Origin of the sequence: Paenibacillus sp. LC231 (assembly GCF_001860525.1) — a bacterium.
In the GTDB taxonomy this organism is placed as follows: domain Bacteria; phylum Bacillota; class Bacilli; order Paenibacillales; family Paenibacillaceae; genus Paenibacillus_AQ.
Genome location: NZ_JFOM01000037.1, coordinates 170,688 through 191,359, shown reverse-complemented (window position 1 = coordinate 191,359; position 20,672 = coordinate 170,688). Strand labels below are relative to the sequence as shown.

The window sequence follows — 20,672 nt, the reverse complement described above, 5'->3', positions numbered from 1 at the left end:
CTTGACTCAGTCACAAGCGTTTTCTGCCCCGACCCTTGTGGTCGGGTTTTACCTTAACATGAGAGCAAGAAGGAGCAACTAGATCATGAAGGGCACGAATGATTTAACCCAAGGTCCTATTATGTCTACTTTAATGAAATTGACGATTCCCATCATTGCAACCAATTTTATATCTACAACCTACGGTCTTGTGGATATGATTTGGGTTGGAGGACTAGGAAGTGGTCCGGTTGCTGCAATTGGCACAGCAAGCTTCTTCATTAATTTAGCGATTGCGTTATCGACCATGAAAACGATTGGTACTGGCATCAAGGTCTCACATTGTATGGGGGCCGGTCAGAGAGAACAAGCTAAGTCTTATGTGAAAAACGGATTTATCATGTCTATTGTATTAGGGCTGCTCTACATGGTTTTTGTCATAATGACCCAGGACCAGCTGATCGGTTTCTTCGATCTGGGAAGTGAAAAAGTTGAGCAGATGGCGAAGCAATTTCTATTGATTTCGATAGTAGGTACCCTATTTTCAATTCTGAACACCTTATATGCAACCATTTTGAATGCGATGGGAAACAGTAAACAACCATTTTATATTTTTTCAATGGGTCTCATTTTAAATATTATTCTTGATCCATTTTTAATATATGGAGTCGGCGGTTTTGAAGGTTGGGGAGTTGCAGGGGCCGCTATTGCTACACTAACAGCCAATGTACTAGTGACTTTGCTGTTTATCATGAAAACGAAAAACTTAGAAATGATCTCTAAGCAATCGGTCTGGAACAGGCGTCTCATGAAAGAAGTTATCCGATTGGGAGTTCCGATCACGATTCAACGGGTCACTTTTACGTTCATTTCGATCATTATTGCTAAGATTATCGTAAGATGGGGGGCTGATGCCATTGCGGTTCAAAAAGTTGGCATTCAAATTGAATCGATCTCCTATATGACGATCGGTGGTCTACAAGGGGCTATCGCGGCCTTTTTTGGACAAAATTACGGAGCACGTCGATTGGATCGAATTCAGCAGGGTTATCGAAAAGCGTTGCTCTTGACCTCCATATTTGGCACTTTCATTTCGCTCGTATTCATTTTATTTCCTCAGCAACTCTTTTCGCTGTTTCTATCTGATGATACGAGCATGAAGCTCGGGGAAGATTACATGCGAATTATCGGCTTCTCCCAATTATTCATGTGCATGGAACTGATGACCGTAGGTGCGTTTAACGGTATTGGTAAAACACATATTCCGCCGATCTTCAGCATTTTATTTACAGCGCTAAGAATCCCCTTGGCTTTGCTCTTATCTGAATCGTTTGGTTTAAATGGGGTGTGGATGTCGATTGCGCTAAGTAGTGTTTTTAAGGGGATCATTTTGGTCATCTGGTTTAGAAAATCTTTACGCAGTATTCATAAATCGCTTGCCATTTCTTAATGAACAAGGATAAAGGACGGTCATAAACATGAAATTGTTGAATCGTGAACTTATAGAGGTTGTAATAGACCATGCACTTCAAAATGATCTGCTTCGAGGTCATTTCGGTTTAGAAAAAGAAAATGTACGGGTCGATCAAGATGGAAAGCTTGCACTGACACCTCACCCAAAGGCTTTTGGAAGCAAGACGGAAAACCCTTATATTCAAACAGATTTCTCGGAAAGTCAAATTGAGATGATAACTCCGGCCTTCGAGTCGATTGAAGAGACTTATCGTTTCATGGAAGCCTTGCAAGACATCGTTTCTGTGGAATTGGAAGGAGAGTATTTGTGGCCAAGCAGCAATCCTCCCATGCTTCCCGAAGAGAAAGAAATACCTATTGCCAGGATGAGCGATCCCGTTGCGGACGACTATCGAAGTGAATTAGCGGATAAGTATGGTCGTAAAAGACAATTGTTAAGTGGAATTCATTATAATTTCTCGTTTGATGAGAAATTTCTTACAAAACTATATGATACCCAGGGGCGTCACAAAGACTATAAGGAGTTCAAAGATGCAATTTATTTTAAAGTAGCCCGTAACTTGATGAGGTATCGATGGCTGCTCATCTATCTAACAGGAGCAAGTCCTGTTTTTGATAATACCTATATTGAGCAATGTGTTAACTTGGCGGATTCCCATGATAATAAAAGTTATTATTTTCCGATTATGAACTCACTTCGGAACAGTATGTGCGGCTATCGGAACGAAAAATCGTATTATGTTTCTTTTAATTCGGCCAAAGAGTATGTTCATGACTTAAACAGGCTGATTCAACAGAATGAGTTACTGAGCGTAAAGGAATTTTACAGCCCCGTTCGCTTAAAAACCGCTAAGGGGATCAATCCCTGCCAAGAGCTTGTGGAAGATGGAGTAGCATACTTAGAGCTTCGATTCATGGATATTAATCCACTTCATAAGATTGGAATAAGTAAAGAAATGATGCATTTTATACATTTGTTTATTCTCTTTATGCTGCTTAAAGTAGATGAATCCTTCCAAGAGGATGATCAAAGGATAGCTGATGTAAACCAAGATCAGGTGATTATGAAAGGAATTAAGGGCTATTTAAACGAGCCTGAACATAGTCAGTTCACGATGGAGGAAATAGCACTTGCTATTATCGATGAGATGAAGGATATGGTGCAGCTTTTGTTTCATAAGAATGAGGATTTTCAGCACATTCTGGACGATGAAAAGCAAAAGATTCTCCATACTGAGTTGAATGTTGCATCTATGGTGAAGTCCGACATTCAAAAATCATCTTATCTGACATACCATTTGGAAAAAGCAAAAACATACGCTCAGGACAGTATTCAAAATGGATACCGTTTTGCAGGGTATGAGGATCTCGAATTATCAACCCTACTTCTCTTAAAGGCAGCGGTGAAACGAGGCATACGCTTTAAGTGGATGGATCGGGATGAGAATTTTGTATTACTATCAAAAGGTACTCATAAAGAGTATGTGAAGCAAGCAACGAAAACTTCCTTGGATTCCTATAGTACGGTGTTAATTATGGAAAATAAAGTGGTTACGAAAGAAGTTCTCAAACAACATGGAATTCGTGTACCGTCAGGGGAAGCGTTTCAGAGCTTGGATGAAGCAATGTCCACCTATGAAACATATCGCGGTACTCCCATTGTGATAAAGCCCAAATCAACCAATTTTGGATTGGGCATTACGATCTTCAATCAAGATTATTCGAGAGAGGATATGAAAAAGGCGTTTGAAATCGCCTTTACTCACGATCAAACGGTTCTTCTTGAGGAATTTATGACAGGAAAGGAATATCGCTTTCTGGTCATGGGGGATCAGGTTGTAGGGGTCCTGCATCGTGTCCCTGCAAATGTCACCGGTGACGGTGTCCACACGATCGAACAGCTAGTTCATGAGAAGAATAAAGATCCACTTCGAGGTAAAGGGTATAAGACTCCCCTTGAGGAAATTCAGTTAGGAGAAGCTGAAGCGATGTTTTTGAAAAATCATTCTATGAGCTGGAACGATATACCCCAACAAGGGGAAGTTATCTATCTAAGAGAAAATTCGAACATTAGTACGGGAGGAGACAGTATCGATTTTACGGATGAAATGCCAAACAGCTATAAGGAACTTGCTATTCAATCAGCTAAAGCTGCAGGAGCCACTATATGTGGTGTGGATATGATGATTGTTTCTTTGGAGGAAGAAGCAACCGATACGAATTACAGCATTATAGAAATTAACTTTAATCCAGCGATCCATATCCACTGCTACCCTTATATCGGAAAGAATAGAAAGGCAGATGAAAAGATTCTGGATTTATTGTTTGGTTAGTTCGATTACGGCTATGTAAGTTGATTCCATCGGGGAATGTGTCGCATGAAACCAGGATGTCTAGACAAATGAATGAACGAATTGTGATTGACACAAAGTAATAATGAAAGAAGGGCGGGGAGACCTGCCCCCCAAGAGGGGGCGGGATTTCGGATATATAATTTGCTGATATAAGCGATAATACATAAAGATTTTATTATCGCATTCGTGGAAGACCTACTTGAGGTAAGAGCCGAAGTATCGTTCACACCATCATAATTGCAGGAAGGGTGTACGCTGGTGTTGTTCAATGAGAAATTATTGGAAGTAGAGTCTACACACTTGAAATCAAGCACTCTTTCGATTAATATATAAGCATTAAATTATATGGTTATGATTTAACTTACAAGAATGGGGTGAATCATATTGGAGCAGATGAACGAAATTGCCGAAAAGCTAAAACTGCTTGGAGATAAAACAAGACTTACGATGTTAACGCTTCTTAAACAAAAAGAATGGTGTGTTTGCGAATTTGTAGATATTTTCGACATGTCCCAGCCAGCGATTAGCCAGCACTTAAGAAAGCTTAAGTCTCAGGGGATTGTAAATGAAGCCCGCCGTGGCCAATGGGTGTATTATTCCTTGAATGTTGATGACAAGCCATATATCCAAGCCGTGTTAAATGAGATGCCCAGTGCTCAAGAAGTACTGTCATCCATGAATAAGGAAGTTAACTGTGCTTGTGATTAACAGGAATATTTAGCATATGGTTGAGTGATGCTAAATATGATCTCTATTTTTATATAAGGATATAGTTATATATTGATTATTATTGCCGTATTTAAGTCATCGCATAATTGGAGGTTTGAACATTGGTTTCTGTTGTCCTGGCTAGCATCATTTTTCTTATTACATTAGTTTTTGTCATTTGGCAGCCTAAAAATCTATCCATTGGATGGTCTGCCTGCGGTGGTGCTGTACTGGCACTGCTCGTTGGAGTCGTTGACTTTCAGGATGTATGGGATGTCACCCAAATCGTATGGAATGCAACGCTCGCCTTTGTCGCGATCATTATCATTTCTTTGATCTTGGATAAAATCGGGTTGTTCGAGTGGGCCGCCTTACATATGGCGAATGCTGCTCGAGGAAATGGTATTCGGATGTTTGTGTATGTATCCGTTCTTGGAGCTGTTGTCGCTGCTTTTTTCGCAAACGATGGTGCGGCTCTAATCTTAACTCCCATTGTGCTTGCCATGGTACGAGCGCTGAATCTTGACGAGAAGAAGGTATTCCCTTTTATCATCGCAAGTGGTTTTATTGCGGACACAACTTCGCTACCACTTGTAGTCAGCAACCTGGTGAATATCGTATCGGCCGATTTCTTCGGCATTACGTTTATCGAATACGCCAGCCGTATGTTGGTTCCCAATCTGTTCTCTTTAGTAGCCAGTATCCTTGTGCTTTATTTGTTTTTCCGCAAGAGCATCCCGCGTAAGTTCGATGGGACGCAGCTTAAACAACCCTCAACGGCAATTCAAGATCCTAAGATGTTCCGTTTATCATGGATCGTATTAAGCGTTCTGCTGATCGGTTACTTTGTGTGTGAATTTGTGGGTATCCCCGTATCGATCGTAGCTGGTGTCATCGCGATATTCTTCCTGCTGATGGCGAGAAAAAGTCCGGCTGTACAAACCAAAGAAGTCCTTCAAGGGGCTCCGTGGGCTATCGTATTTTTCTCGATTGGTATGTATGTTGTGGTCTATGGCTTACGTAACGCTGGTCTTACAGATCTTCTGGCCAGTGTCATACAGAGCGTAGCGGATCAAGGTCTGTTTGCTGCAACCATGGGGATGGGCTTCATTGCTGCGATTATTTCTTCCATCATGAACAATATGCCGACCGTCATGATTGATGCACTTGCCATCGATGCGACAAACACGTCGGTTGCCATTAAAGAGGCCTTAATTTATGCGAATGTGATTGGTTCCGATTTAGGTCCCAAAATTACACCGATTGGTTCACTAGCCACCTTGCTTTGGCTGCATGTTCTTTCGACCAAAGGCGTGAAGATCAGCTGGGGAACTTACTTTAAGACAGGGATTATATTGACCATCCCAACGCTATTTATAACCCTTTTAGGATTATATATCTGGCTAACCATACTTTAATTCAAGTGATAAGGGAGAGAAACGATGATGGAAAAAAAGACATTGTACTTCTTGTGCACAGGCAACTCTTGCCGCAGCCAAATGGCTGAAGGATGGGCCAAAAAACATCTGGGTGATGATTGGAATGTCTACAGCGCCGGCATCGAAGCTCATGGCCTAAACCCGAATGCGGTCAAAGCAATGAACGAGGTGGGGATCGATATTTCGAACCAAACTTCGGATATCATTGATCCGGAGTTGTTAAATCAATCCGATTTGGTGGTCACCCTGTGCGGCGATGCAGCCGATCGTTGTCCGATGACACCTCCTCATGTTCGCCGTGAGCACTGGGGATTTGACGATCCTGCCAAGGCTCAGGGTACCGACGAAGAAAAATGGGCTGTTTTTCAGCGCGTTCGCGATCAAATCGGCGAGCGTATTCAAAAGTTCGCTGTAACCGGCGAGTAATCAAATAGAACGTAGGAGCCGGGAACTTTTCTCGGCTTCCTTTATTACAGGAGGGAAACGACCATGATATCCATTGAAATTTATGATCCGGCCATGTGTTGTTCTACAGGAGTATGCGGGCCAAGTGTGGACCCTGAATTGATTCGTGTATCAACCGTTGTCCACAATCTAAAAAGTAAGAACATCGATGTTGCTCGTTATAACCTGGCAAGTGAGCCAGATGCGTTTGTTTCGAACCCTGTTGTCAATCAGCTGCTTACTGAACAAGGTCCGGAAGTTTTGCCGGTAGTTTTGTTAAACGGTCAGGTGACAAAAATCCAAGACTATCCCTCCATGGAGGAATGGTGTGCTTGGACTGGATTGGCAGAGACGGACTTGGTGAAAAAACCGAAAATGCGTATTGAGCTCAATACGAAGCAATGACAGAAGGAAGTAGGTGCACAATGATGAGTAGATCATTTCATCCAAATGATATTCCACTAACGCCATATCTCTTTTTTACGGGCAAAGGCGGAGTTGGAAAGACCTCTACCGCGAGCGCGACAGCCATATCACTTGCAGATGCGGGTAAGCGAGTTTTGCTAGTCAGCACAGACCCGGCGTCGAATCTGCAAGATGTTTTCGGTATGACGTTATCCAATCATCCTGTTCAGATTCAAGGAGCGCCTAACCTGTATGTCGCCAATTTAGATCCGGAGACGGCAGCAAGTGAATATAAAGCACAGGTCGTTGATCCGTACCGCGGCAAACTTCCGGATACCGTGATTGCTACGATGGAGGAACAACTTTCAGGCGCTTGTACGGTTGAAATTGCCGCCTTCAATGAGTTCTCCACCCTTTTGACCAATCAAGAGCTGAAAGCCGGCTTTGACCATATTCTTTTTGACACAGCGCCAACAGGGCATACGCTTCGGTTGTTGCAACTTCCTACCGCTTGGAGCGGATTTTTAGATGAAAGTACACACGGTGCTTCATGCTTAGGTCCATTAGCAGGATTGGAGTCGAAGAAGGAACTATATAGCAACGCATTGGCAACGCTGAATGACGAACAACAAACAATACTCGTATTGGTGACACGTCCAGATCGTTCGCCGCTGTTGGAAGCTGCCCGTGCTTCATTCGAATTAAGAGAGACGGGAATGAATAATCAGATTCTTGTTATGAACGGCACTTTTGTTCTTCATTCAAACCCGGATCCCATTTCAGAAGCATTCTATAAACGCCAACAGATCGCGTTAGATGCGATGCCGGAGAACCTAAAGACCATTCCCCATTATGAAATACCTTTAGTTCCATATAACCTAACGGGACTAACCCATTTGCGTCAACTATTTTCACTCATAGAACAATCATTAAGCTCTGAAAACGTGGAACAGATTTCAGCACCACCATTAAGCACTCTAATTCGTGATATAGCATCATCCGGAGTACGTGTTGTATTTACGATGGGAAAAGGCGGTGTCGGAAAGACAACCGTCGCATCAGCTATTGCGGTTGGCTTAGCTGAACAGGGGCATCGAGTACATCTGAGTACAACCGATCCTGCCGCACATCTTAACCACATTTTAGATGAGGAAGGATACAAACATTTCTCGGTGAGTCGAGTCGACCCAAGAGTCGAACTGGAAAAGTACCGTAATGAAGTACTGAGCCAAAATGCCGATTCCTTAGATGAAGATGGTCTTGCTTATTTGGAAGAAGACCTACGATCTCCTTGTACAGAGGAGATTGCTGTCTTCAGAGCTTTTGCAGACTTGGTTGAGCGTTCACAGGATGAGATTGTAGTGATTGATACGGCTCCAACCGGACATACGCTGCTGCTTTTGGACGCAACGCAAGAGTACCATAAGGAAATTGAACGTTCTTCTGGAGAGATTCCTAATTCGGTGAAGCATCTTCTGCCGCGCCTGCGAAATCCTGAGGAGACCAGCGTAGTTATTGTTACTCTGGCAGAGGCCACGCCTTTTTACGAGGCTTCCCGATTGAACGAGGACTTGAAGCGAGCAAATATCCCTACAAAATGGTGGGCGATCAATCAGAGCTTCGCTGCAACACAGACAACGGATCCGGTATTACGGGGTCGTGCGAGTTCGGAGGCACAATGGATCTCAGAGATTAAAGAAGCATCGGCAAACCACAGCGTGATTATTCCGTGGGAACCGGAGGAGATTAAGGGATACGATCGGCTCAAAAAACTGGCGGAGAAGTAATGACGGGTAAAATTCTACTTATATGAGTGAGGAGTGATCATCATGATCATTACGGATGGGGCTAAAGCATACATCGAAGAGATGATGAAAGAAGCTGGGACCACAACGTTAAGATTCTTTAATGCAGGTGCTGGGTGTTGCGGACCAAGTTATCAGCTGACGCTGGATAAAGCTCAGGAAAATGACATTGTCGAGCGTATAAATCATATAGAAGTGGCTCTCGATCCAACCATTGCTGACCTCGTACGGAATGTTACATTGGATATTGACCAAGATGGAGAAGGTTCCTGCATTAATCGTCAGTGGCGGCAGTAGCAGCTGCTGCTAATTCGAAAATAGGAGGCAACGAAGAACATGGAGAAGAAATACCATGCACTACATGAAGATAAGATCTATATGGGCGGAGCCGCTGATGTCGAAGAAATGGTAAAACAAGAAGGTGTCCAAGTTGTGGTGGACCTTCGAGAAGAAGCCACGGAGTGCGCATCCACAGATGCCAACGTGAAATGGGTTAAGATCCCCTTGGGCGACAATGCAACGGAGAGCGAGGAGGTTTTATTTAAAAAGGCGATCGATGAAGTAGTTAGTGCCTATCACAATGGCCAAAAAGTAGCTTTTCATTGTGGGGGAGGTAAAGGAAGAACAGGAACCGTTGCCATTGGAACCTTGCTAGCCCTAGGAGAGGCCCAAACCATTGCCGAAGCTGAGGAAAAGGCCAAGAGCATTCGCAATATTATTCAAATAAAGCCGACCCAAAGGGAATCCCTCGAAAAGATATTTGAAGAATAAGTTTTGTTTAACAATGATTTAAGGCGTAATGAGCTGTATGCTCTTACCCTTTTACGGTCCTGTATTGTTCGTTAAACCAGCAAACCATTTTAACAGCACTCCCCTTACGTGAGTTGATTGAGCGCAAGGGGAGAACACAGCTAGTTTTCAGGCTTCTTTTCATCGCTTTCTCGTAAAAGGACCTTTGGAACAAGACGAATATAAATCAATTCCCCGATAAGTTCTACTATTGTTTGTGTTACGATTACTGCAGCCACTAAGCCGTTCAGAGGCTCAGGTAGAGCCAAAGCAAAAGGAAGAACAACTAGTGAGTTACGAGTCCCCGCGCTAAAGATAAGTGCCCGTCCTGCTCCGGTATCCAATCGGAATATACGAGAAACTAAACGAGCCATAATTGGAGTAATGATCATATATACTACATAGACTGGAATCACTTGACTAATAAAGTCAAATGAAGTGTATAGTTTACTGATTTGCGATGCAACAACAACAAATAGAGTCAGTGCCATAAAAGGCACAGGGAGCCATGCTGTAGCATCAAGAAAACGTTCTCCCGTTTGCTGTTTTCTTGCCCACCATTGTGTAAGTAGTGCAAGTAATAACGGAACAACAATAAGACCGAGGAATGCTTCCAGAAACGGTCCAACACTTACAATTTCGGCTGCCTGTGTGCCCATAAAAAGCCATAGATAAATAGGTAATAAAAGCATTTGGGTAACAAAGAGTATCGGGGTTGAAACTAAAACAAGCTTCTCGTTCCCACGACCAAGGTGTGTGAAGACAATAACATAGTCAATACACGGAGTAAGCAACACAAGAAATACGCCCAATAACAGAGAGGGATCAGCAGGAAGAAACCGTGTTAATCCCCAGACTAGGATAGGTACAACTATGTAATTCATCATAAGTAGTGCGTAAATGAACTGTCGATTTGATAGTGCTTCTTTTAAGCGGAAAAAAGGGATTTGCGTAAACATTCCGTACATTAATATGGCAAGTACAATTGAAATAACACGATCAAAACTTGCGCTTGTTTCAGGCCATAATAAACCTATGCCAGTAGCAAGAATTAAAACCAGAGCATAAAGCCATACTTGATTCTTTTCTAACTGTTCTCTTGAGACCATTTCAATCCTCATTTCACTTGTGCTTGATTATCGCAAAATAAAAGCGTTAAACTTCACAACTGTTTTTGATGTCTATACTAAAGGCGAAAATATCATGTCTACTATGGCTAGTCAAGAATTAAAAGCTAACAAAGGCCATCTAAAATAGGGTTAACAGGTGCTATTCGTTTCTTTGCTCAACGTAGTAAGTACTTTTATATTTTCGTCAATTTCATTTTGTAAACATGCTTTTACTTCCTCGTTCCCAGTTAATTGAAGCCTGATCGCTTTATCTTCATTGTTTGCAATCATCGTAAAAGTTAAAAATGGACAGCATCTTCTCTCCATGCCAATCCATTCATTCAAAAGCCGTAGGGTTTCTGAATCATCAGGGAATAGGTATTGGTATCCTTTTTCAATCTCCGTAATACTGATCCTTCTTAATTCTAATTCTCTCCAAATATTTTTGTATTCAAATCGTTCTTCCTTTGTAAAGACTGTGTGGCAACATGAAGTAGGTATTTCTTTAGTCATTTTTTTGCCCCTTTCCAATTAGCATAAGAATTACGAACTGATTTAGTTACCCTTCTGGCGGCGTAGATGAAATAACTGCAGGATCCCTTTAGGGATCAATCTGTTATCGTTGTTGGCAGGGGAAACTCAGCTGTACAAATCGCGATGGAGTTAGCAGATAAAGCCCATACCACGTTAGCTGTTCGCGAGCCGGTCTCGCTTGTGCCGCAGCGTTTTTAGAAAAGGATATTCATTTTTGGTTTATTATCAACGGTATCGATTCCCACTGGCGGATTGGGAAGTCATTAGCCAACGCATCTTCAGTCATGGACCTGGATGGGTACAAACGAAGATTGAAGGATGGCAACCCCAAGCAAAAGATCATGTTTACATCGTTTTATGAAGATGGGGGGATTTGGCCAGATGGTTCAAAAGAGAAGGTGGAAAGCATTATTTTTGCAACTGGCTTTCGTTTCAATCTTTCCTTTATCAGGGATCTAGGAGGGCTTGATGCTAAGGGAGATCCATTACAAGACCGAGGCGTAAGTAGGGTTATACCTGGTCGTGGGCCTACCCGGACAGCGATCCTTTGCTTCAGCAACACTTCGTGGGGTTGGTCCTGATGCAAAGTATATCGTGAAACATATTCAGAAAAATGCTAAGTGAGACAGACAGCATATTATACGGAGTACTGGCTAGTAAGCATGCATCATGAGGAAAGAAGGGGATTCAAATGAAAATTCTTGTGCTTTTTGCACTTCCCTATATTCAGCATTCAAAAATAACAAACGTTGAAAGGAAGAACTCGAGGGGAAGGGTCATATAACGGTTCATGATCTTTATGAGCAATATACGGATGAAGATATTTATGTAAGGAGAGAGCAAAAGTTCTTGCGGTCGTATCGTGTTTTAGTGAATGAAGATAGTCACTTTTCAAGATTTTGAGTGAAGGCCAAGTGAAAGAATAAACGCTTCAACATTTTAGAATCCTAACTTGGGAGGTGATTACAAGGATGGATGGCATGACTATCATCTTATACTGATTGTTGGATTAACCGTTTACGTTGTTGCTCGATTACTGATGATGAAGAGTGGTGTTGTGGATCGTCCCTAAATTATGCTGAAAGAACGGTACTTCAGAGGCGAAATAAATGATGATGAGTATTTACGAATGAGAAAAGTCATCAATTACGTGAAATGAGGCCTTGGCCCGACGATTCGGAAACAAACCTAAACCTGCCTGATGCAGAACTGGATCATGATTTTACGTAAAACAATAAAGGAACACTTATTAGTTTGTAAATAAAATATACCATGCCCCCTTACGCTTTATTTTATGAATATGGCTTGGATTATTTTTTATGTGTAGAAAATGGTGTGCAGGTTTTACTTGACAATATAGGGTGGGGGGCTATATATTCGGAGTGTAAGGTAAATACTGTATCATGATAATTTTCATTGTAGGCCAACAATCTAGTGTCAAGTTCTATACAGTTAACACGGTTTATTTTTGTATAGGGTGGGAGAGTATATTAACATGAAGGAGGAGAAATTAAATGAGCATTAACATGGAACTGGTAGATCAATCAAGTGTACAAACCTCTAGTCACTGTTCAACTGAGGATTGTGGGCGTAAGAGCCATCACTCAGATAAAGTGAAAAACAGTATAGTTTCTCGTTTGAACCGGATCGAGGGGCAAGTAAGAGGCATTAAAGGTTTAATTGATAAAGACACTTATTGTGACGATGTATTAAATCAGATTGCCTCGGTCCAATCAGCTCTAAACGGCGTCGGGAAGCTTTTGCTCGAACATCACATGAGAAGTTGTGTTATCGATCGAATACAAGAAGGCGATACAGAAGTATTAACGGAGCTGTTAACGACCATGAACAAATTAATGAAATAACAATTCTTAGAAGCAGCAGAAATGCTGCTTTTTTCTTATCAATCTTTAATTGGCTGGAGTATATAAAAAATAAAATTAAAAAGGTGTTGACTAAATATAGGGTACGGGGGTATACTAAGTTCAGGAAATGACATTGGCAATTAATGTTAGATCACGATGTAACATGTAGTAATAAAAAGATAATTTAAACCATTAAAAACAACCAATGAAGGGATGTAATGATGAAAATGAAAAACATGACATTAGAAGTAGAAGGAATGAGCTGCCAGCATTGCGTCAATACGATTGAAGGGGCACTCAAGGAAATTGGTGTGAAGGGAAAAGTTGATCTCAAAAACAATACGGTAGATGTGTCGTTCGACGAAAGTCATGTCAAGATTGAACGAATTAAAGAAACCATTGAAGAACAGGGATACGACGTAAAATAAATCCAATGTGTAAAGTAAAGGTGGGAACCATTTATGGAAGCAGTAGCAACGAACCAAAAAAAACAATCAACTTTGCAAATCACTGGGATGACTTGTGCGGCGTGTGCCAATCGAATTGAGAAGGGATTAAATAAATTGGAGGGCGTAGATACGGCTAACGTAAATTTCGCTCTCGAAAAAGCTAGTATATCGTATGATCCAACAAGAGTTGATACTGACATTCTAGAAGAGACAATTAAGAAATTGGGCTACGGTACGGCTAAGGAAGTTGCTCAATTTAAACTGGAAGGTATGACCTGTGCAGCATGTGCGAATCGAATCGAGAAAAGCTTAAGCAAGCTGCCAGGCGTTACGAATGCTACGGTCAACTTTGCAATGGAAACAGCACGGGTAGAATACTCACCTGGAGAAGTATCCATCACCGAGATGCAAAACAAGGTTAAACAAATTGGATATAAAGCAATCTCGAAAGAAGATCATGCGAACACAGGTGATCATCGTGAAAAAGAATTACGCCAGCAGAAACAGAAATTACTAATCTCAGCCTTACTTTCATTACCACTTTTATGGACGATGGTTGCTCATTTTTCTTTCACTTCATGGATTTATACACCGGAGATTTTCATGAATCCATGGTTTCAACTGATCTTGGCAACCCCAGTTCAATTCTATATCGGTAAACCCTTTTATGTAGGTGCTTATAAAGCACTACGTAATCGCAGCGCAAATATGGACGTATTGATATCGCTCGGAACTTCAGCTGCATATTTTTACAGTTTGTATCTTACGATCGAATGGTTCATAAGCGGCGCGGGTATGCACCATGGACCATCACTGTATTTCGAAACAAGTGCAGTTCTGATCACATTGGTGATCACAGGGAAATTATTTGAATCACTAGCAAAAGGCAGAACTTCTGAAGCCATTAAATCATTGATGGGACTGCAAGCCAAGACGGCATTAGTTGTTCGTGACGGTCAGGAGCTTTCGATTCCGGTAGATGAGGTAATTGTAGGGGATGTGGTGCTTGTACGTCCTGGTGATAAGGTGCCGGTGGATGGTCAGGTACTGGAAGGTTTATCGTCCGTCGATGAATCTATGTTAACTGGTGAGAGTCTCCCAGTTGAGAAAAGAGAAGGCGACATGGTCATCGGAGCAACGATTAACAAAAATGGCATCCTGCGAATCAAAGCGACAAAAGTCGGTAAGGAAACAGCACTTGCACAGATCATTAAAGTTGTAGAAGAAGCACAGGGCTCGAAAGCTCCGATTCAACGGGTGGCGGATGTGATCTCGGGAATTTTTGTCCCAATTGTTGTTGGCATAGCAGTTGTGGCCTTCTTGATTTGGTACTTCCTCGTGACCCCAGGCGATTTTGCAGAAGCGTTAGAAAAAGCGATTGCAATTCTTGTCATTGCTTGCCCATGTGCACTCGGTTTAGCTACGCCGACTTCGATTATGGCTGGATCCGGACGCGCTGCAGAACTAGGCATTTTGTTTAAAGGTGGCGAGCATCTGGAACAAACCCATAAGATCGACGCCATCATACTTGACAAGACCGGTACGGTTACGAAAGGTAAGCCAGAGCTCACGGATGTTTTATCCGAAGGAGATGAGACAACATTTTTACGGTTGGTCGGTGCAGCAGAGAAAAATTCTGAGCACCCTCTAGCAGAAGCAATTGTTGCAGGAATACAGGATCAAAATATTGAGTTGCCTGGTACAGATTCTTTTGAAGCCATCCCGGGATTTGGAATCAAGGCCGTCGTAGAAGGTCATCAACTTCTTATCGGTACTCGCAGGTTGATGGACAAATATGAGGTGGATGCTAAGCATGCATATGATACGATGGCTCGCCTGGAGGAAGCCGGAAAAACAGCCATGCTTGTTGCGATCAATAACCAATATGCAGGTATGGTTGCTGTAGCGGATACGATTAAAGAAACATCAAAAGCAGCTGTTCACCGTTTGAAAGAAATGGGTATCCAAGTCATTATGATCACGGGTGACAACGAGCGGACGGCAAATGCTATTGCAGCGCAGGTCGGTATTGATCATGTTCGAGCAGAAGTTCTGCCAGAAGGAAAAGCAGAAGAAGTGAAGAAATTGCAAGCCCAAGGCAAAACAGTAGCTATGGTAGGTGATGGAATCAATGATGCGCCTGCTTTGGCGACAGCTGACATCGGGATGGCAATTGGAACGGGTACGGATGTAGCGATGGAAGCTGCAGATGTAACGCTCATGCGGGGAGATCTCTCCAGCATTCCGGATGCAATCTATATGAGTCGCAAAACGATGAGTAATATTAAACAAAACTTATTCTGGGCTCTTGGTTACAACACACTTGGAATTCCAATCGCAGCGATCGGTTTATTGGCCCCTTGGGTAGCAGGAGCTGCAATGGCACTGAGCTCCGTATCCGTTGTTCTCAACGCGCTCCGGCTGCAACGTGTAAAAGTGCGTAATCAATAATAAATACCTTTTTTAATGGAGGTTGTCATGGGAGAAAGAGTGAGGATTGCGATAAGCCCTAGCATCCAAATAGGAGGAAATATCTTTACTCCAGAACAGTTTTCCAAAATAGGGAGCATTGGGGGGAATGACGCTAAAATTGAAATGACGCCGTTCCGGCAGCTTTATATGGATATTCCCATTGACCAGAAAGATCGTATTGAAGAGGAACTAAGGGGAATTGGCCTTGAAGTGTATCCTGCAGGCTCTGTTACCAAAAGTTTGATTGTCTGCAATTTTTGTAAAGGGGCAGAAACAGCGGGGTTAGAAACGGCTCGTGTTCTAAATGAAGTTATATCGGGGATAAATACACCAACACCTTTGAAGATTGGTTATGCGGGTTGCGCCCTAGGTACGAGTGAACCTTTGCTCAAAGATATTGGCATCGTTAAAATGCGGGATAAGTTCGATATTTATGTTGGTGGTGAACCCAAGGGCCTTAAAACTAGGATTGCCAAACTTTTAATATCCGGACTCACAGAAGAGCGCCTAGCACCCGTTATAACAGCGATTATTGATTATTATAAAGCAAATGCAAAGGCTAAAGAAAAATTCAGCAGATTCATTGATCGTGTCACGATTGAACAACTGCAAAAACTCGCATAGTAAAAACATGAAAGGAGGTGAAAACAATGCAAGAAGCGAAAATGAAAGTTGATGGAATGACATGTCGTTCCTGTGTCAAATCTATAGAAGGCTCCCTTGATCAGATCGGTGTTGAAGGCAAAGTTGATTTTGATGAAGGTACTGTCCACGTTCAATATGATGAGTCGAAATTACAGTTGAATGATATTCAGGAAGTTATCCGGAGTAAGGGTTATGAAGTAACGAATTAAGGAAACAAGGAGTGAGAACGATGACGGAACCGATCAAAGTCTATACGATACCGACATGTAGCGACTGCAATTATGCGAAACGATACTTCACTGAACAAAATGTGCCTTATACAGAATACAATTGTGCAGAGAATGCAAAGTATGCCGAGGAAGTTAAAGACTTAACGGGGAAACAAATCGTTCCAACGATTGTCATAGATAATAAGGTCTTTATCGGGTTTGCGGAAAATTTAAAGGAAATAAGTGAAGTCATAAAATAATCGTCCATAAAGCCGGTCTAATGACCGGCTTTATTTTTATATGTTTATCACAGTATTGATTTTAAATGACATGTCATCTATCATATAAAAGGTGACGTGTCATTTAATTTGAAATGAGAGGATGTATAATATTGGAGACCCCAACAATTCGAGTACATCGAATACAAACCGGAGCAGTTCGTGTTCACCCTCAGCAGGTGGAAGGAAGCAAATTCAATCGCTCGATTTGGATTCTTACATCCAGGAAGTGGACTGAATGGCTTCCCATTAATACATATTTAATAGAACACCCGAAAGGTCTGGTGCTCTTTGATACCGGGGAAGATCCGTCAGTTAATGAACCGGATTTTTACCCATGGTGGGCTCCTCAATATCGGAAGATGTGTCAATTTAATATTCGTGAATCAGAATCGGTAACTGAGGGGATCCTGCGCCTCGGATTTTCTCCTAATGATGTCATATATGTGATACTAAGCCACTTGCATTCAGATCATGTTGGAGGGATTGCTCGATTAACTAAATCGGAGTTTGTCATTAGTGAGCGTGAATGGGCAGATGGTCAACGTTTTGGAGCAACGTTCATGCATGGATATCAAAAACATAGATTTTATAATCCTGATTATAAATATCAAATTATTCATCATGAAAAGATGAATCAAGCAGGTGCATTTATAAATGGATATGACTTGATCGGGGATGGTTCCCTTGTGATTGTTCCGACTCCAGGGCATACATTTGGTCATCAATCGTTGTTGGTAAATGGAAGACTCCCGGTTTGCTTAGCCGGGGATGCAATCTACACACAAACACAATTCAAGCGAGAGGTTGCTGATGGTATTGCAGATGATAAAAAGGCAGCTTTAACAACAATGAACCAACTTAGGGAGTGGTCAAATAGAAATGGTGGTGCACCTATACTATCAACCCATGATCCGGACGCTGGAGTTTTGCTTTCGAGGCGTAATGGTATGATATAATTTCTACGTATCAAGTATGCTACGGAGAATGGTGATTAACTTGGAACAAAATATAGAACTTGCTGAACAATTACGTTTTCTGATTCTTGCTGCCGAAAGACAGGGTGGACGTATGTTACAGTCTGCATTGAGTAAAGAAAGTATTACCGGATCGCAGGCGGAGGTGTTACGGGTTCTTGAAGAGAGAGGACCACTCTCATTGAAGGAGCTCGGCTTTCTGTTAATATGTGAAGGTGGCAGTCCATCAAGGCTCGTTAACAAGCTTGTTCAGGATGGTTACATTATTCGTGATACGGACCCTAAAGATTCCAGAGCGGTTATATTACGTTTATCCGATAAAGGTGTGGAAAAATCAAGAAGAGTAACATTGGTAGAACAGGAACTATACACGATGATATCTCGAAAAATCGATAACGATAAGTTAGAATCGATCAACCAAATCCTTTGCGAACTGTTGTCGGAAGAACCCATTGCAGGCAGCCTGCAGGCTAGGGGTTTCATGAAATAATGGGATGCCTCGCTTTGCCCAAAGAAAAAAGAGGCTCGTATGAGCCTCTCGCAGTAATTGTTTCACACTTGGGTTATGCCCTAAGAAGTTTGGCGTTAATTGCTACGACAATAGTACTCAGAGACATCAGTATGGCTCCAATCGCAGGGTCTAGGACAATTCCAGCGCCATATAATATACCGGCAGCAAGTGGAATGGCAATAATATTATAACCACTGGCCCACCAAAGATTTTGAATCATTTTATTGTAAGCTTTCCTAGATAAGTCGAGAATCGAAACGACATCATTAGGATCACTCCTTACAAGAACAATATCTGCTGTTTCAATTGCGACATCCGTTCCGGCGCCAATAGCAATGCCGAGATCTGCTTTTGCCAAAGCTGGAGCATCATTCACCCCATCCCCCGTCATGGCAACCATATAACCCTCTTTTTGAATTTCCGTTATTTTATCAGCCTTTTGATGGGGGAGGACTTCTGCATGTATCTCATCTAAATGCAAGCTTTCGCCAACCCATTGGGCAACTTTTTTGTTATCCCCCGTCAACATCATTGATTTGATTCCTAATGATTTTAAATTCTCTACAGCGTTCTTTGCACTTTCCCGGACTTTATCTGCAAGGCCGATTAGACCGGCATATTGGTTATCAACAACGGCAAAGACAACCGTTTTCCCTTGTGATGACAGCTTATTATACTCCGAAATAGGATAATCTATTTTTTGATCCTCCATAAAGCCAGGACTAACAACCAAAACATCCTTACCGTTAACTTTCCCCTTAAGACCTTTCCCTGTCAGTGCTTCAAATGACTCTGGTTCTGATATTTTTATTTCACGGTTTTTCACTTCTTCCACTACACCTTTAGAAATAGGATGTTCGGATTGAGCTTCCAGGGAACCAACGAGGGTTAAAATTTCCGTCTCTGTATATCCCGATGCAGGTAAAATATCGGTTATTCCAAATTTACCTTGAGTTAGTGTTCCTGTTTTATCAAATACGACAGCGTTCAATTTTCGAGCTTCTTCAAAGGCAGTACGGTTACGTATCAATAACCCTTTTTTCGCTGCTATCGAGGTAGTGGTTGATACAACAAGAGGCACAGCCAAACCCAATGCGTGTGGACAGGCAATAATCATCACAGTCACCATGCGCTCTATTGCGAAGTTAAAGCCGTAACCTAAAGAGAGCCATACGAGTAGGGTTATTAACCCTGCACCTAAAGCTACATAAAATAACCATTTTGCCGCACGATCGGATAAGTTTTGAGTTTTAGATTTAGATTCTTGAGCTTCTTTAACTAGGGAAATAACTTGGGATAAGTAACCCTTTTCACCACTATTGGTAACCGTTACGGTTAATGCTCCTTCACCGTTGACAGCTCCTCCAATGAGTTTATCTCCAGGATTCTTGATGACCGGGACGGATTCCCCCGTAAGCATGGATTCATCGAGTGATGATTGTCCTTTCACAATGATTCCATCTACAGGGATTCGCTCTCCTGGTTTAATTAAAATCGTTTGCTCTGGGCTTAGCTCTGACACGCTTACCTCTTTGATATCTCCATTTTCCGTAATAAGATGTGCTTCAGAAGGAATTAGTTTGACCAATTCCTCTAGGGCATTAGATGCACCTAAAATAGACTTCATTTCTAGCCAGTGACCTAGCAGCATAATGACAATAAGGGTTGCCAGTTCCCAAAAGAAGTCTACATCCGTCAATCCTATGACAATTAATGAACTGTATACGTAAGCAACAACGATAGCAAGTGATATTAACGTCATCATGCCAGGGCTCTTTTGTTTTAGTTCTCGATATGCACCAACTAGAAAAGGCTTACCTCCATAAATGAAGACAAAAGTGGAGAGTAGAAACAGTAAAACGGTGTCATATGGAAACCGCCAATGTACACCAATGAACATCTGAATCATTGGCGAAAGAGCCATGATTGGAATTGTAATAATTAAACAAATATAAAAGCGTTTTTTAAAGTCATCTACATGATGACCGGCATGTTTATCCCCGCCGCTATGTTGGTGCCCGGTACTATGATGTGATCCGGAATGGTCATGGTCGTGTTTCATCCCTTGATGATGATGCTCACTTTCGTGTTTATGCATATGATTGTTCGTGAATTGATGTTTCACGCTCTTTTTGGAGTTTTTATACATTGAATTCACCTCTTCATAAGATTATTTAGTCTAATGCCGTAATAAGAAAAGATTGTTAGGACTACATCACGTAGTATT

Annotated in this window: 20 protein-coding genes; 17 read left to right on the top strand and 3 right to left on the bottom strand. The window is 41.9% G+C overall.

Features of this window, described 5'->3' with window-relative positions:
• The first annotated feature begins 85 nt into the window (after positions 1-85).
• From AK95_RS22025 to AK95_RS21985, 9 genes are all read left to right on the top strand, one after another.
• Positions 86-1,429, top strand: coding sequence for an MATE family efflux transporter (locus tag AK95_RS22025; RefSeq protein ID WP_071222037.1), 1,344 nt, complete (start codon positions 86-88; stop codon positions 1,427-1,429).
• A 28-nt stretch (positions 1,430-1,457) separates the two neighbouring features.
• Positions 1,458-3,785 (top strand): bifunctional glutamate--cysteine ligase GshA/glutathione synthetase GshB, encoded by a 2,328-nt coding sequence (gene gshAB, locus AK95_RS22020; protein ID WP_071222036.1) that lies wholly within the window; start codon positions 1,458-1,460, stop codon positions 3,783-3,785.
• A 405-nt stretch (positions 3,786-4,190) separates the two neighbouring features.
• Complete coding sequence (locus AK95_RS22015) at positions 4,191-4,514, top strand: ArsR/SmtB family transcription factor (RefSeq protein WP_071222035.1); 324 nt, start codon at positions 4,191-4,193, stop codon at positions 4,512-4,514.
• A 122-nt stretch (positions 4,515-4,636) separates the two neighbouring features.
• Positions 4,637-5,932 carry an arsenic transporter gene (locus AK95_RS22010; protein ID WP_071222034.1) on the top strand — a complete coding sequence of 432 codons (1,296 nt, stop codon included), beginning with the start codon at positions 4,637-4,639 and terminating at the stop codon, positions 5,930-5,932.
• A gap of 27 nt (positions 5,933-5,959) precedes the next feature.
• Positions 5,960-6,379 (top strand): arsenate reductase (thioredoxin), encoded by a 420-nt coding sequence (gene arsC / locus AK95_RS22005; protein WP_071222314.1) that lies wholly within the window; start codon positions 5,960-5,962, stop codon positions 6,377-6,379.
• Between the two features lie 63 nt (positions 6,380-6,442).
• Positions 6,443-6,802 carry an arsenite efflux transporter metallochaperone ArsD gene (arsD, locus tag AK95_RS22000; RefSeq protein WP_071222033.1) on the top strand — a complete coding sequence of 120 codons (360 nt, stop codon included), beginning with the start codon at positions 6,443-6,445 and terminating at the stop codon, positions 6,800-6,802.
• Between the two features lie 23 nt (positions 6,803-6,825).
• Positions 6,826-8,589 carry an arsenical pump-driving ATPase gene (gene arsA / locus AK95_RS21995; protein WP_071222313.1) on the top strand — a complete coding sequence of 588 codons (1,764 nt, stop codon included), beginning with the start codon at positions 6,826-6,828 and terminating at the stop codon, positions 8,587-8,589.
• Positions 8,590-8,631: 42 nt separating this feature from the next.
• On the top strand, positions 8,632-8,904 hold the full coding sequence (locus AK95_RS21990; RefSeq protein WP_071222032.1) for a HesB/IscA family protein: 273 nt from the start codon (positions 8,632-8,634) through the stop codon (positions 8,902-8,904).
• Between the two features lie 39 nt (positions 8,905-8,943).
• Positions 8,944-9,378 carry a protein-tyrosine phosphatase family protein gene (locus tag AK95_RS21985; RefSeq protein ID WP_071222031.1) on the top strand — a complete coding sequence of 145 codons (435 nt, stop codon included), beginning with the start codon at positions 8,944-8,946 and terminating at the stop codon, positions 9,376-9,378.
• A 140-nt stretch (positions 9,379-9,518) separates the two neighbouring features.
• On the opposite strand, the gene AK95_RS21980 is transcribed toward AK95_RS21985, so the two are convergent.
• On the bottom strand, positions 9,519-10,505 hold the full coding sequence (locus AK95_RS21980) for an arsenic resistance protein (RefSeq protein WP_071222030.1): 987 nt from the start codon (positions 10,503-10,505) through the stop codon (positions 9,519-9,521).
• A 150-nt stretch (positions 10,506-10,655) separates the two neighbouring features.
• Entirely contained in the window at positions 10,656-11,018 is a 363-nt protein-coding gene (locus tag AK95_RS21975; RefSeq protein WP_235613200.1) for a hypothetical protein, read from the bottom strand.
• Between the two features lie 1,547 nt (positions 11,019-12,565).
• Between AK95_RS21975 and AK95_RS21965 the strand changes: the two genes are divergently transcribed.
• From AK95_RS21965 to AK95_RS21930, 8 genes are all read left to right on the top strand, one after another.
• Positions 12,566-12,904, top strand: coding sequence for a metal-sensitive transcriptional regulator (locus AK95_RS21965; protein WP_083397718.1), 339 nt, complete (start codon positions 12,566-12,568; stop codon positions 12,902-12,904).
• Between the two features lie 227 nt (positions 12,905-13,131).
• The gene (locus AK95_RS21960) at positions 13,132-13,332 is read left to right on the top strand and encodes a copper ion binding protein (protein WP_071222310.1); all 201 of its coding nucleotides are present in this window, start codon (positions 13,132-13,134) and stop codon (positions 13,330-13,332) included.
• Positions 13,333-13,365: 33 nt separating this feature from the next.
• A complete protein-coding gene (locus AK95_RS21955) occupies positions 13,366-15,804 on the top strand; it encodes a heavy metal translocating P-type ATPase (protein ID WP_071222028.1) in 2,439 nt (812 codons plus the stop codon).
• 27 nt (positions 15,805-15,831) lie between these two features.
• Positions 15,832-16,449: a nitrite reductase gene (locus tag AK95_RS21950; protein WP_071222027.1), complete on the top strand. Its 618-nt coding sequence runs from the start codon at positions 15,832-15,834 to the stop codon at positions 16,447-16,449.
• A 26-nt stretch (positions 16,450-16,475) separates the two neighbouring features.
• Positions 16,476-16,679, top strand: coding sequence for a heavy-metal-associated domain-containing protein (locus tag AK95_RS21945; protein WP_071222026.1), 204 nt, complete (start codon positions 16,476-16,478; stop codon positions 16,677-16,679).
• Between the two features lie 20 nt (positions 16,680-16,699).
• Complete coding sequence (locus tag AK95_RS21940) at positions 16,700-16,939, top strand: glutaredoxin family protein (RefSeq protein WP_071222025.1); 240 nt, start codon at positions 16,700-16,702, stop codon at positions 16,937-16,939.
• Positions 16,940-17,070: 131 nt separating this feature from the next.
• A complete protein-coding gene (locus tag AK95_RS21935) occupies positions 17,071-17,916 on the top strand; it encodes an N-acyl homoserine lactonase family protein (protein ID WP_071222024.1) in 846 nt (281 codons plus the stop codon).
• A gap of 40 nt (positions 17,917-17,956) precedes the next feature.
• Positions 17,957-18,424 carry a MarR family winged helix-turn-helix transcriptional regulator gene (locus AK95_RS21930; RefSeq protein WP_162487627.1) on the top strand — a complete coding sequence of 156 codons (468 nt, stop codon included), beginning with the start codon at positions 17,957-17,959 and terminating at the stop codon, positions 18,422-18,424.
• 73 nt (positions 18,425-18,497) lie between these two features.
• Here AK95_RS21930 and AK95_RS21925 read toward each other — a convergent pair whose 3' ends face one another.
• Positions 18,498-20,594 (bottom strand): heavy metal translocating P-type ATPase, encoded by a 2,097-nt coding sequence (locus AK95_RS21925; protein WP_071222023.1) that lies wholly within the window; start codon positions 20,592-20,594, stop codon positions 18,498-18,500.
• Between the last annotated feature and the right edge of the window lie 78 nt (positions 20,595-20,672).